The 12153-nt window shown below is 66.4% G+C and carries 12 protein-coding genes; 4 read left to right on the top strand and 8 right to left on the bottom strand.

Going from position 1 to position 12153, the window contains the following annotated elements; translation table 11 throughout:
* Positions 1-38 precede the first annotated feature (38 nt).
* Positions 39-1079 (top strand): AraC family transcriptional regulator, encoded by a 1041-nt coding sequence (locus ABKS89_RS13930; RefSeq protein ID WP_348589005.1) that lies wholly within the window; start codon positions 39-41, stop codon positions 1077-1079.
* A 30-nt stretch (positions 1080-1109) separates the two neighbouring features.
* On the opposite strand, the gene ABKS89_RS13925 is transcribed toward ABKS89_RS13930, so the two are convergent.
* Positions 1110-2036, bottom strand: coding sequence for a cation diffusion facilitator family transporter (locus ABKS89_RS13925; protein WP_138217003.1), 927 nt, complete (start codon positions 2034-2036; stop codon positions 1110-1112).
* A 379-nt stretch (positions 2037-2415) separates the two neighbouring features.
* Here ABKS89_RS13925 and ABKS89_RS13920 point away from each other — a divergent pair, with 379 nt between their 5' ends.
* The gene (locus ABKS89_RS13920) at positions 2416-2847 is read left to right on the top strand and encodes a hypothetical protein (protein ID WP_348589006.1); all 432 of its coding nucleotides are present in this window, start codon (positions 2416-2418) and stop codon (positions 2845-2847) included.
* Between the two features lie 28 nt (positions 2848-2875).
* Here the strand turns inward: ABKS89_RS13920 and ABKS89_RS13915 are convergent, their stop codons facing one another.
* On the bottom strand, positions 2876-4402 hold the full coding sequence (locus ABKS89_RS13915; protein WP_348589007.1) for an MDR family MFS transporter: 1527 nt from the start codon (positions 4400-4402) through the stop codon (positions 2876-2878).
* 56 nt (positions 4403-4458) lie between these two features.
* Complete coding sequence (locus ABKS89_RS13910; RefSeq protein ID WP_348589008.1) at positions 4459-5124, bottom strand: TetR/AcrR family transcriptional regulator; 666 nt, start codon at positions 5122-5124, stop codon at positions 4459-4461.
* Between the two features lie 276 nt (positions 5125-5400).
* Here ABKS89_RS13910 and ABKS89_RS13905 point away from each other — a divergent pair, with 276 nt between their 5' ends.
* Together ABKS89_RS13905 and ABKS89_RS13900 are read left to right on the top strand one after the other, a co-directional pair.
* Positions 5401-5925 carry a ProQ/FinO family protein gene (locus ABKS89_RS13905; RefSeq protein ID WP_348589009.1) on the top strand — a complete coding sequence of 175 codons (525 nt, stop codon included), beginning with the start codon at positions 5401-5403 and terminating at the stop codon, positions 5923-5925.
* 125 nt (positions 5926-6050) lie between these two features.
* Positions 6051-6425 (top strand): hypothetical protein, encoded by a 375-nt coding sequence (locus ABKS89_RS13900; RefSeq protein WP_348589010.1) that lies wholly within the window; start codon positions 6051-6053, stop codon positions 6423-6425.
* Between the two features lie 28 nt (positions 6426-6453).
* Here the strand turns inward: ABKS89_RS13900 and ABKS89_RS13895 are convergent, their stop codons facing one another.
* From ABKS89_RS13895 to ABKS89_RS13875, 5 genes are all read right to left on the bottom strand, one after another.
* The gene (locus ABKS89_RS13895) at positions 6454-7104 is read right to left on the bottom strand and encodes a TetR/AcrR family transcriptional regulator (protein WP_348589011.1); all 651 of its coding nucleotides are present in this window, start codon (positions 7102-7104) and stop codon (positions 6454-6456) included.
* Positions 7105-7181: 77 nt separating this feature from the next.
* The gene (locus tag ABKS89_RS13890) at positions 7182-8663 is read right to left on the bottom strand and encodes an aldehyde dehydrogenase (protein WP_348589012.1); all 1482 of its coding nucleotides are present in this window, start codon (positions 8661-8663) and stop codon (positions 7182-7184) included.
* 27 nt (positions 8664-8690) lie between these two features.
* Positions 8691-10304 (bottom strand): ABC transporter ATP-binding protein, encoded by a 1614-nt coding sequence (locus ABKS89_RS13885; protein WP_138217021.1) that lies wholly within the window; start codon positions 10302-10304, stop codon positions 8691-8693.
* A 31-nt stretch (positions 10305-10335) separates the two neighbouring features.
* Entirely contained in the window at positions 10336-11151 is an 816-nt protein-coding gene (locus ABKS89_RS13880) for an ABC transporter permease (protein WP_348589013.1), read from the bottom strand.
* A 10-nt stretch (positions 11152-11161) separates the two neighbouring features.
* Positions 11162-12118 carry an ABC transporter permease gene (locus tag ABKS89_RS13875; RefSeq protein ID WP_348589014.1) on the bottom strand — a complete coding sequence of 319 codons (957 nt, stop codon included), beginning with the start codon at positions 12116-12118 and terminating at the stop codon, positions 11162-11164.
* Positions 12119-12153: the final 35 nt, after the last annotated feature.

The following is a 12153-nucleotide window of genomic DNA, read 5'->3' as shown; positions in this document are numbered from 1 at the left end:
CCCCATCGGTTCGTCGAATCATCGAGTCATCGCACGCCATGAGCCCAGCTTCCGCCCCTCCGTCCAACGCCTTCTACGCGCCGACGCTACTGCCGGCCATGGAAGAGTTGCTCGCCCGCGGTGTTGCCGCCACGGAGCTGGAGGACTGCATGCGCCGCACGCTGCTGGAGCTGCGCACGCCGCTGGTACGCGTGCCGCTGTTCCTCTCCCGGCGCTTCTGGGACCTGGCCGAGCGATCCAGCGGCGATGCCGCCATCGGCCTGCTGGCGGGCAAGCGCTTCGTGTCGACCCTGACCAACGGCCTGACCTACCTGTTCGATGTGGCGCCGACCCTGGAGGCGGCCTGCACCTACTTCGCCCGGTACTTCCCCTACTTCAACGGATCGCTGCGCATCGAATTGCGCGCGGAAGGTGACAGCATCGCCCTGGTGCTCTCCGAGTGCGGCGCGCTGCTGTCCGGCCGGCAGAGCCGAGAGTACACCCTGGTCGGCATCTGCAGCCTGCTGCGGCGCAAGCTGCTGGCCAGCGGCCTTGCCCAGGACCCGCTGCTCGGCATCCGGTTGCCCGGCCACGCACCGGCGGACACCGACCTCTACGAGCAGACGCTGCGCGCGCCCCTGCAATGGTGCAGCGATGCGTCGGAGATGGTGCTGCAACTGCAGCCGGCGCTGTTCCGCCACCCGCTGTCCCCGGCCAACCCCGAGCTGGAGGCCACCCTGGTCGGCATCGTCGAGCAGGCGCGCGGGCAGACCCAGAGAACCCTGCTGGACGAAGCCGCCGACCATATCGCCAGCACCCTGGCAGAGGGCGCGAGTTTCCAGTCCTTCTGCAGGATGCGCCACCTGACCGAGCGCACCGCCGCGCGGCGGCTGCTCAGCCACGGCTGGCGCTACAGCGAGCTGCTCGACGAGCAGCGCCGCTACAAGGCGCTCGATCTGCTGGAGGATGCAGCGCTGTCGCTCGCGCAGATCACCGACCTGCTTGGCTACGGTGACCTGCAGAGCTTCTCCCGGGCCTTCGGCCGGTGGTACGACAGCAGCCCGGGCGCCTGGCGCGAGGCGCGGTGGCGCCAAGCATGAGCGCAGCCATGATCGGCTTGGTGTAAACGCTCAGCGGGTCCAGAGCGGATCGGTGGTGAAGGCGATGGTCAGCCAGCGGTTGGGGCCTTCGCCGCCGATGGCCTCGCCGATCTCGTCGCGCAGCCTGTCCCACTCGGCTAGCGTCTGCGCCGGCCAGCTCGGCGGGACGATGAAGTACAGCTCGATCTGCTGCGCCCGTCCGACCTTGGCGACGTAGGCCTGGTACGCCACGAAGCCGTGCTGCGCGACGGTGGCCGCGGCCACCTCGTCGACGTGCTCCTTGAGCTCCGGCGGGGTGACCAGGAGGATGTCCTTGAAGGCCTGGCGGATGGTCAGGAAGGGAATCGGCAGGATCACCAGGCAGATCAGCGCCAGCACCGCCGGGTCGACATAGGGGCCGATATGCGCGTAGCCGCTCACGGTGGCTATATCACCGACCAGGAAGGCGATCAGCAAGGCCAGGGAAATGCTGCCGGACATCACCCAGGACTTCGCGTCCAGGGCGACGAAGTCCGAGCCGATGCGCTTGTTGGCGCGGAACTGCACTGCCGCCAGGGCGAAACAGACCAGCGTGGCCACTGCCGCGTAGAGAATGGCGAAGCCGAACTCCAGGGCATGGCCACCCGTGAGCAGCCGGCCGATGGCGTTGATCAGCGCGTACAGCGTGACGCCTGACAGCAGTGTGCCGTTGAGCGCCAGCACCATGGGCTCCAGGTGCCAGAAGCCCATGTTGAACCGCTCGGCCAGGCGCCGGCTGGCGTCGCCCTCGGTGGTATGGCGGCGGATCAGGGTGGCCACCATCAGCGCCAGGCCGCTCATGCTGGCATCGGCCAGGGAATAGACACCGTCGAAGACGATGGAGAAGGATCCCGAAAGCAGGCCGACGATGATCCCGAAACCGGCCAGCAGGACGGTGACGATGATGGAAAGCCGCAGGATGCCCTGTTCTGTTTTCATGACTGGCGTGCTCCTCGCGCCTTGAGTGGTTGCGTAGCCGGAGGCAGGCCCGATGGGCGCTGGCGGCTTCGCTGGGGGGCGCGACTATAGGCCAGCGCCGGCACCAAGGCTATTGGCGCCCGGGCAAAGTCGCTATGCACATTCGCAAGGTGGCGGACGGCCAATGCTGGACCCCTTGCGCGCGGCGGGCCAGCATTGGCCGTCCCATGACAATGCTGCCACTGACAACGTAAGCTTCGCGCAACCCAGCCGTGCCCCTTGGATCGTCAACAGGCCCGTACTGGAAAGGGTTGCTCAAGGAACCGCAGCAATACCCGGCACGAACGTCTTGCACAACCCGTTCGTTGCACAGGCTTATCGCCACACACAAGGAAGCGTCATGCGTAGCGTCAATCTCCTGGTCATGTTTACGGTTTCCGTCATCAGCGCACTGTCGGGTGCGTTCAATCTGCTGAACGGGGTCAAGCACTACCCCAACAGCCTGCCCTTGACGGTGCTGCTCGTGGGCCTTTCGCTGATCTCGTTCGCCTACGCACTCCTGTTGCTGAAACCCGCCGAGAAAGGCAGTCCAGGGCAATGGCTGATTCTTCTGCTTTATGCGATCAGCGCCGTCTCCGGGACCACCGCATGCGGCATCCTCGGTGCGCTCCCCTACATCATGCAAAGCATGGCTTTGAGCCTCGCCCCGGCGTTGAACCGCCTTTCGCTCCCCTTCCTGGCTTGCGCCTTCCTTGCCGTGGTCCCCTACGTCCTGGCAATTGTCTACGTGCGCCGGCAGAGTGCAGCCCTTCGCCCGGATGCGGGTCAGTAGTCAGCAGCGCTGCCTCTTCCGAGCAAACTCAGGCCGTGCGCAGCGGCACCTCCTGCAGCAACCACGACAGCGCGAAGGCCACCGCGCTGACCAGGCACGCCACCAGGAACACCCAGTGCATCGACCCGGAGAACGCCTCCAGGTAGGCCTGCTGCAGGGCCACCGGCAAGGCGTGTACATCGGCCGGCGACAGGTTGGCCGGGGAGCCGACGCCAGCCGGGAAGCTGCTGGCGAGCCGGCTCATCAGTTCGTGTGAGAACAGCGCGCCGAATAGCGAGACGCCGATGGAGCCGCCGATGGATCGGAACAATGTGGCGCCCGAGGTGGCCACGCCCATGTGGCGGAACTCGACACTGTTCTGCACTGCCAGGATCAGCACCTGCATCACCATGCCCAGCCCCGCGCCCAGCAGGGCCATGTAGAGATTCATCTGCAGCATCGACGATTGCAGGTCGAGACGGCTGAGCAGCGCCAGGGCGATCACCTGCAGCAGGGTGCCGAGGATCGGGAAGACCCGGTAGCGCCCCCAGCGGCTGATCAGCCGGCCGGTGATCGCCGAGACCACCAGCATCGCGCCCATCAGCGGCAGCATCTGCAGGCCCGCACTGGTCGGCGTGGCGTCCTTGACCACCTGCATGTACAGCGGCAGGAAGGTCACCGAGCCGAACAGCGAAACACCGACGGTGAAGCCGATCAGCCCCGCCAGCACGAAGGTGCGGTGGCGGAACAGGTGCAGCGGCATGATCGGTTCGGCGGCGATGCGCTGCTCGTGGACGAAACCGACCACCCCGACGACGGCGAAGAGCGCCAGCACCATGATGTCGATCGAGGTCCATTTCAGGGTGCTGCCGCCCAGGCTGGTGATCAGCACCAGCGAGGCCAGCGCCAGGGTCAGGAAGAAGGCACCGAAGTAGTCGATGACGTGCTTCACCCGCGCCACATGGGGGCGGAACGCGCTGCCGATCACCAGCAGGGCGAGCAGTCCCAGCGGCAGGTTGATGTAGAAGATCCAGCGCCAGGACAGCTGTTCGACGAGGAAGCCGCCCACCAGCGGGCCGACCACGGTGGCGAGGCCGAACACACCGCCGAACAGCCCCTGGTAGCGACCGCGTTCGGCCGGAGGGATGACATCGCCAATGGCCGCCATCGCCACCACCATCAGGCCTCCCCCGCCCAGGCCCTGAAGCGCGCGCAGGAGAATCAGCTGGGTCATGTTCTGTGCCAGCCCGCAAAGCGCCGAGCCCGCCAGGAACAGCACGATGGCGGTCTGCAGCACCAGCTTGCGCCCGTACAGGTCGCCGAACTTGCCGTACAACGGCACCACGACGGTGGACGCAAGCAGGTAGGCGGTCACCACCCAGGACAGCAGGTGCAGGCCGCCCAGTTCGCCGACGATGGTGGGCAAGGCGGTGGAGACGATGGTCTGGTCCAGCGCCGCGAGGAACATCACCAGCAGCAGCGCTGCCAGCAAAAGGGGAATGGAGGGGCGTGCCTCCCCGGCATCGGCGGCGGGACTCGCGTGGCTGGCCAGGGTTTGATCGGAAGCCGGTTGCATGGGGCTGACCTGAAGAGAGGGAACGTCGTTGAGCGGGAGTGCCGCCGTGCGCGGACTCAGGAGTCCGCCGCGGTGGTCCGCAATTGGTACTGCCGGCCCACCTCCCGCAGGCCCGCCAGGGTGAAGCTGTACAGCTGCGCGGTTAGCACTGCACCGGGCATGTCGAGGGTGTCGCGCAGGGCGCCGTGGCCGCCGCGAGGGCCGATCAGCAGCATTGCCCAGGGCGCGGTCACGCTGAGGATGCAGGGCACCAGCGTGGGGTCATCTGCCGGTATCCCGGTGATCTCGCTGAACAGCTGCTTGAGCAGCGTCAGCTTCAGCGCCTTCTGCGGATGCAGCACTTCCTGGCCGTGGCTGCTGGGCGCCAGGGCTTCGGCGGCGAGCACTCGCAGGTGCCAGCTCTCCCGTCCGCGCGACGCCTTGCGCACGACCAGCTCGGTCAGCGCGAGCAACTTGTCCGGCGCCGGTTGCTCGGCCTGGATGATCCGCTGCAGGTCGGCAATGTCGAGAAAGCGCCGCCGGGCCTCCCCCAGCACTGCCTGGTAAAGACCGCTGCGGCTGCCGAAGTGGTAGTTGATCGAGGCCAGGTCCACTTCAGCCTTCGCCGCCACCGCCTTGTTGCTGGTCTCGGCGAAACCGAGGGTCGCGAGCAGCTCGCCGGCGGCTTCGAGGATGCGGATACGGGTCGCTTCGCCGTCTTTACGGGATTCGCGGGAGGCCATGGCTATTCCTGGGCACAAGAGCGATGGCAACCAGCCTGCCGCAGGCTAAATCTAAATTCAATTTAAATTTAGGATTCACGACGAACTGCGCCCCAGCGATGGCTTCAGGAGCAGCTACCTCATCCTTCCGGAACGCTTTGCGCAGAGCCTCTGTCGACCGTGGATTCTTCCTTTGCCGACGAAAACAGCGACGATTTGTGCTGATACAGGTGATCCCGAGAGCTGTATGGAATAACCTTGCACCACGCAATCAACCTCGAAGCTGTGAATTGAACGATGGGTTTTGAACAACTAGCTGGGCTACGTGACCGCCTGCGGGCAGAAAAAGAGCAGGCCAAGGCCGCTAACGAGAAGCGCCGCAAGCCGAAGTCCTCACCGCAGGAGAAACCTCGTGAGCAGGATCCTGCGCTGGAAGCGATCTGGCGCTTGCAGCGGCATTTTCCGCTGGCCTTCCCGGTGAATCCGGCGCCCAAGGTTCCGCTCAAGGAGGGGATTCTCAAGGATGCCGAGCAGCACCTGGCGCAACTGGGGATTACCAGCGAGCAGCTCAAACTGGGCGTCGCAGCCTGGTGCAAGGGCGCCCGGTACTGGGCCAGCATGGTGGAGAACGCGCCGCGCCTGGACTTGAACGGCCAGCCCGTCGGCACCGTGACCGCCGCCCAGGCGCTGCACGCGAAGCAACAGGCTTCCCGGCAACGCAGCCAGGAGCGCCGCAATCGCGAGAAGCTGAAAAACCGCACTCCGGCCGCCACCGATACCACTGATACCACCGCTGCCACCGAGGCTCAGTCTTCGGACTGATCCGCGCCGCGCACTGCTTCGCATCGGCCATCACCCGGCTGGGTGACTGTCCGGTGCGGCTGCCCGCTTCAGGCCAGAGCTGCCGCTGACTGCCGGCAGCTTTCGGCCGTGGATTCAACCGGTCGATGCAACAGCGTGGCAACAAGCCTGCAATGGTCAGTGAAGCCCGCGAGCACGATATCCGCTTCGACGATACGTACTATGTGGAAACCGCCTGGGACACCCCGTTCCAGCTCGGCTCGGTATCACTCAAATTCAAGGGTTTCGCCAACTTCGTCCCGCCCAAGGGCAAGGACAGCTTTGGCAACGACACCGTGAGCGAGACGCTGGTACACGCGGCTGTGCTGGTAGACGTGGGCGAGCTGACGTTCGGCAGGAAGAACACGCTCTTCGCCGGGGTGGGTTACGAATACTGGAAGAACAAGTTCGGCAACAACTCCGCCAACACGCCCGGCACCGAGGCCAATACGCCGTTCCTGAACCTGGAGTGGCATCTGTGAGACGTCCGAGGCATTGAGAAGGCTTCGCTTACCGGGAGTTTTCGGGCATGTAGAAGGCGACCAGATCGAGGCAGGCGCTGATGCCATGTTCGATCGCCTTCATGTTCCGCCGGCGCTGCCAGTCCAGCCAGAGGCCGTCGAGCATGGCCATGATGGCATCGGCCGACTTCTCGATGCGCTCGTTGCTCACTTCACGCTCCTCGGCAATTCTGCGCAGGATCTCCACCAGGCGTTCGCGGTAGATGGCGTAGAGCTTGCGTTCGGTGTCGGCGATGTCCTCCTGGAACAGCGAGGCGGACCACAGGTCGATTCGCACCGACAGGTAGCTGCGGTCGAGGAAGGTGCTGGTGAAGCCGCTGCGCAGGAAAACCTCGAGCTGCGCCATGGACGTGCGCGGCTCGGCCACCAGCCCGGCGCGGGTCGCTTCGTAGAGCTGGTGCGAGGCGTACTTGTAGGCCTCCACCAGCAACTCGTTCATGTCCTTGAAGTGGTAGCTGATGTGCCCCAGCGCCATCTCGGCGCGTGCCGCCACCTTGCGCGCGGAAAGCTTGGCGTAGCCCTCCTCGCTCAGGCAGAGGAAGGCCGCCTTGATGATTTCCTCGCGGCGCGTTTCAGGGTCGTAGACTTTCTTCGTTTTCTGCTGGGCGGCTTTCTGTTGCGCCGCTTTCTGTAGAGCCATGGCGTGCCGGTTCCGAGGTTGGCAGTTCGGGGCGGATTATTCCGCCCCGCGTCCGTGATGGTCAAAAGTTAGTTCATTCAGAGCCTGATCCAGGTCGCCTTCAGCTCGGTGTACTTGTCGAAGGCGTGCAGCGAGCGGTCCCGCCCGTTGCCGGACTGCTTGAAGCCGCCAAAGGGCGCGGTCATGTCGCCGCCGGAGTACTGGTTGACCCACACCGAGCCGGCCCGCAGCGCGCGCGAGACCTGGTGCGCGCGCGACAGGCTGGACGTCCACAGGGCCGCTGCCAGACCGTAAGGTGTGTCGTTGGCAATGGCAACCGCCTCCCCGGCATCTTCGAAGGCAATCACCGAGAGCACCGCACCGAAGATTTCCTCGCGGGCAATGCGCATGTCGTTGCGCACACCGTCGAAGACCACCGGCGCCAGGTAGCAGCCCTCGCCTTCGCCGGTACCCGCTACCAGCCGGGCACCCTCTTCCAGGCCGCTGGCGATATAGCCCTGCACCGACTGCAGATGTTGCGCATCGACCAGCGCGCCGTACCGGCTGGCCGGGTCGAGCGCATCGTTGGGCGTCCACGCGGCGAGCGCCTCGCGCAGGTACTCAAGGAACTCCTCGCGCACCGACTCCTGCACCAGCAGCCGTGAGCCGGCGGTGCACACCTGACCCTGGTTGTAGGCGATGGCGGAAGCCGCGCTGGTGGCGGCGGCGCGCAGGTCCGGAGCGTCGGCGAAGACGATGTTCGGGCTCTTGCCACCGGCTTCGGTCCACACGCGCTTCAGGTTCGACTGTCCGGAGGCGACCATCAGCCGCTTGGCCACGCCGGTCGAACCGGTGAAGGCGATGGCATCCACGTCCATGTGCCGGGACAGCGCATCGCCCGCCTCGGCGCCGAAGCCGGGCACCACGTTCAGCACGCCTTCGGGAATCCCTGCCTCGCACGCCAGCGTGGCGATGCGGATGGCCGTCAGCGGCGAGCGCTCAGATGGCTTGAGCACCACCGAGTTGCCGCAGGCCAGCGCCGGGCCGAGCTTCCAGCTGGCCATCAGCAGCGGGAAGTTCCACGGCACTATCACCCCGACCACGCCCACGGCCTCGCGGGTGACCAGGCCCAGCTGGTCCTCGGCGGTGGCGGCGATCTCGCCGTAGACCTTGTCGATGGCCTCGGCGGACCAGCGGATGGCATTCGCCGCACCGGGCACGTCGGTGGCCAGGGCATGGCCTATGGGCTTGCCCATGTCGAGGGTTTCCAGCAGGGCCAGCTCCTCGGCATGGCTTTCCAGCAGATCGGCGAAGCGGATCAGGATGCGCTTGCGCTGCACCGGCGCCATGCGCGACCAGTGCCCGGCGTCGAAGACGCGGCGCGCGGCGGCTACTGCGCGATCGATGTCAGCCACGCCGCCACGGGCGATGGCCGCCAGCTTGCGGCCGTCCAGCGGGCTGCTCTTATCGAAACTGCGCTGATCCTGCGCGGGGCTGTAGCTGCCATCGATGAAGCAGCGGCCCTCGATGGCTAGCGCAGCGGCGCGCGCGAACCAGTCCTGGCGTGTTGTTGCGGTCATGGGTTTGCTCCTCGAGCGGAAATGGATTCAGGCGACGCCCCGTTGTGACAGGCCGTCGAGCCAGTCCGGGTCCATCTGCGGCATGCTGTCGAGCAGGCGCGTGACGTAGCTGTCGCAGGGCGGCGTGAACACCCGCTGTTTTTCACCGAAGTCGACGACCTGGCCGGCCTTGAGCACCAGTACGTCGTCGGCGATGGACTTCACCACCGACAGGTCGTGTGTGATGAACAGGTAGGTGACGCCCAGGCTCTGCTTGAGGTCGTCGATCAGCCGCAGGATTCCCTCGGCGACAAGCTGATCGAGGGCGCTGGTGATCTCGTCGCAGACGATCACCGCCGGGTCCGCGGCCAGCGCGCGGGCGATGCCGACGCGCTGCTTCTGGCCGCCGGACAGCTCGCCCGGCCGCCGCGTCATAAAGCGGCCCGGTTCCAGCCCTACTGCGGACAGCAGTTCGCGGGTTCGTTCGTCACGCCGTGTGGCGCTCAGGCCGCCATAGAACTGCAGCGGCCGACCGACGATGTCGCCGATACGGTGACGCGGGTTCAGCGCGGTGTCGGCCATCTGGTAGATCATCTGGATCGCCCGAAGCTCGTCGCGGCTGCGCTTGGCGTAGTGCCCGGCCAGCGGCGCGCCACGGAACAGGATGCTGCCCTCGCGGCTGGGCAGGGCCCCGGTGATGCAGCGCCCGAGGGTCGACTTGCCCGAGCCGGACTCGCCAACGATGGCCAGCGTGCGCCCGGGGAAGACCTTCAGCGACACATCGTCGAGCACCTGCTTGTTGCCGTAGCCGGCGCGGATGCCGCGCAGCTCCAGCAGCGGCTGCTGGTCAGCGGCTACCGGCGGGCGCGCCTCGCAAGCGAGGTTGCGCACCGCCCACAGCGAGCGGGTGTAGTCCGCCTGCGGCTGGGCGATCACCCGGCGCTTGTCGCCGCGCTCCACCATATGGCCGTCCTTGAGCACCATCACCTCGTCTGCCATCTGCGCCACCACGGCGAGGTCGTGGGAGATGTAGATGGCCGCCACCTGGAACTCGCGGACCAGCTCGCGGATGGTCAGCAGCACGTCGATCTGCGTGGTGACGTCCAGCGCCGTGGTCGGCTCGTCGAAGATGATCAGGTCCGGCCGGCAGGACATCGCCATGGCGGTCATGATCCGCTGCAACTGGCCGCCGGAGACCTGGTGCGGGTAGCGCTCGCCGATGGTCTCGGGCTCGGGAAGGGAAATCTTCCGGTACAGCTCCACCGCATCCCGACGCGCCTGCTCGCGGGCGGCCAGGCCGTGCTCCAGCGCACTTTCGCAATGCTGGTCGATCAGCCGGTGCGCCGGGTTGAAGCTCGCCGCCGCGGACTGCGCAACGTAGGCGATGCGTGCGCCGAGCAGTTCGCGGTGCTGCGACTCGGGCACCTGGCGCAGGTCGATGCCGTCGAAGAGGATTTCGCCGCCACTGATGCGGCAGCCCTCGCGGGTGTAGCCCATGGCGGCGAGGCCGATGGTGGATTTGCCGGCACCGGACTCGCCGACCAGGCCGAGTATCTTGCCGCGCTGCAGTTGCAGGTCGATGCCGTGGACGATCTCGTTCCAGCCGTCCGCGCCGCCGGCCTCGATGCGCAGGCCGGTGATCTTCAGCAAGGGTTCGCTCATGTTGCGTGTCCTCAGAGACGGGGGCGGACGTTCATCGCCGTTGGGCGAGGAACCAGTCGGCGACGAAGTTGACAGCGATTGCCAGCACGCCGATGGCGGCGGCGGGAATCAGCGGAGTGAGGTCGCCGAAAGAAATCAGCGAAGCGTTCTCGCGGACCATGCTGCCCCAGTCCGCCAGCGGCGGTTGCAGGCCCAGGCCGAGGAACGACAGCGAGGAAATGGTCAGGAACACGAAGCAGAAGCGCAGGCCGAACTCCGCCACCAGCGGCGCGCGCACGTTGGGCAGCAGCTCCATCGCCACCAACCAGAACAGCCCCTCGCCGCGCAGCCGGGCGACTTCCATGTAGTCGGTCACCACCACGTTGAGCGACACCGAGCGCGCCAGGCGGAAGATGCGCGTGGCGTCCACCAGCGCGATGACGAACACCAGGTTGGCGATGCTGGTGTCGAAAATGGTCAGCAGGAGCAGCGCGCAGATCAGCTGCGGCACCGCCATCAGCACGTCCACCAGGCGCGACAGCGCGCCATCCACCCAGCCGCCCAGCGCGGCCGCGATCAAGCCCAGCGAGCCGCCGATGAAGAACGCCAGCGCGGTGGACAGCAGCGCGATGCCGATGGTGTTGCGTGCGGCGAAGATCACCCGCGAGAGCATGTCGCGCCCCAGGGCGTCGGTGCCCAGCCAGTGCTGCGCGCTCCAGGGGTCGTATTCGCTGCCGACGATCTCAGTCTCGCCGAAGGGCGCCACCAGCGGGCCGAACAGCGCGAGGAAGGTGTAGAAGAGGATGATCAGCAGGCCGATGCGGGCGGTCCAGGTCATCTGCTTGAAGGTTGCGATCAAGGCATTCATTGGCTGGCCCTCACTTGCGGTGCAACAGGCGCGGATTGGTGACGATGGACAGCACATCGGCGAGCAGGTTGATGCCGATATAGACCACCGCGAAGATGCAGCAGCAGGCCTGGACCACCATGACGTCGCGCTTGATCACCGAGTCCACCATCAGTTGCCCGAGGCCGGGGTAGACGAACACCACCTCGACCACCACCACGCCGGTGATCAGGTACGCCAGGTTCACCGCGATGACGTTGACGATGGGCGCCCAGGCGTTGGGCAGCGCGTGGCGCAGGACGATCTTCAGCCGCGACAGACCCTTGAGCCGGGCCATCTCGATGTAGGGCAGCTGCAGCAGGTCGAGCACCGCGATGCGGGTCATGCGCATCATGTGCGCGGTGATCACCAGCGTCAGCGTCAGCGCCGGCAGGAAGGCCGCCTGCAGGTGTTCCAGCAGGCCCGCCGAGGCCGGCACGTCGGCAATGGAGGGGAACAGCGGGTGCTTCACCGCCAGCCAGAGAATCAGGATGTAGCCGATGAAGAACTCCGGCAGCGACACCGCCGCCAGGGAGATGATGTTCACCACGCGGTCGTAGATCGAATCCTTGTAGAGCGCCGCGAAGAGTCCCAGCAGCAGCGCCAGGGGCACCGCGATCAGCGCCGTGTAGCCGGCCAGGAACAGGGTGTTGAGCAGGCGCTGGCCGATCAGCTCGGACACCGCCCGGCCGTTGGACAGCGAGGTGCCGAAGTCGCCCTGCAGGCTGCCCAGCAGCCAGTGCAGGTAGCGGCTGAGCGCCGGCTGGTCCAGCCCCAGCTCGTGGCGCAGGGCGCTCAGCGCCTCGGGCGTGGCGGACTGGCCGAGGAGCTTCTGCGCCATGTCGCCGGGCAGCAACTGGACTGCCGCGAAGATGAGTGCGGAGACGCCCAACAGGGTCAGGGCTCCGAGAAGAATGCGCCGCAAGAGAATCGGGTAAATCAGAGCCATGGTAGCGACCTGCTGATCGGTTGGGCCGTTGTTGT

The sequence above is a fragment of the Pseudomonas sp. LABIM340 genome, from assembly GCF_040017195.2.
Lineage (GTDB): Bacteria > Pseudomonadota > Gammaproteobacteria > Pseudomonadales > Pseudomonadaceae > Pseudomonas.
Note: the sequence above shows the minus strand (reverse complement) of the source record. Positions and strands in the feature narration are given on the sequence as shown.

Bases quoted from the DNA above. Each gene is read 5' to 3' on its own strand.
- ABKS89_RS13930 (WP_348589005.1), top strand. From the start codon at position 39: ATGAGCCCAGCTTCCGCCCCTCCGTCCAACGCCTTCTACGCGCCGACG.
- ABKS89_RS13925 (WP_138217003.1), bottom strand. From the start codon at position 2,036: ATGAAAACAGAACAGGGCATCCTGCGGCTTTCCATCATCGTCACCGTC.
- ABKS89_RS13920 (WP_348589006.1), top strand. From the start codon at position 2,416: ATGCGTAGCGTCAATCTCCTGGTCATGTTTACGGTTTCCGTCATCAGC.
- ABKS89_RS13915 (WP_348589007.1), bottom strand. From the start codon at position 4,402: ATGCAACCGGCTTCCGATCAAACCCTGGCCAGCCACGCGAGTCCCGCC.
- ABKS89_RS13910 (WP_348589008.1), bottom strand. From the start codon at position 5,124: ATGGCCTCCCGCGAATCCCGTAAAGACGGCGAAGCGACCCGTATCCGC.
- ABKS89_RS13905 (WP_348589009.1), top strand. From the start codon at position 5,401: ATGGGTTTTGAACAACTAGCTGGGCTACGTGACCGCCTGCGGGCAGAA.
- ABKS89_RS13900 (WP_348589010.1), top strand. From the start codon at position 6,051: ATGCAACAGCGTGGCAACAAGCCTGCAATGGTCAGTGAAGCCCGCGAG.
- ABKS89_RS13895 (WP_348589011.1), bottom strand. From the start codon at position 7,104: ATGGCTCTACAGAAAGCGGCGCAACAGAAAGCCGCCCAGCAGAAAACG.
- ABKS89_RS13890 (WP_348589012.1), bottom strand. From the start codon at position 8,663: ATGACCGCAACAACACGCCAGGACTGGTTCGCGCGCGCCGCTGCGCTA.
- ABKS89_RS13885 (WP_138217021.1), bottom strand. From the start codon at position 10,304: ATGAGCGAACCCTTGCTGAAGATCACCGGCCTGCGCATCGAGGCCGGC.
- ABKS89_RS13880 (WP_348589013.1), bottom strand. From the start codon at position 11,151: ATGAATGCCTTGATCGCAACCTTCAAGCAGATGACCTGGACCGCCCGC.
- ABKS89_RS13875 (WP_348589014.1), bottom strand. From the start codon at position 12,118: ATGGCTCTGATTTACCCGATTCTCTTGCGGCGCATTCTTCTCGGAGCC.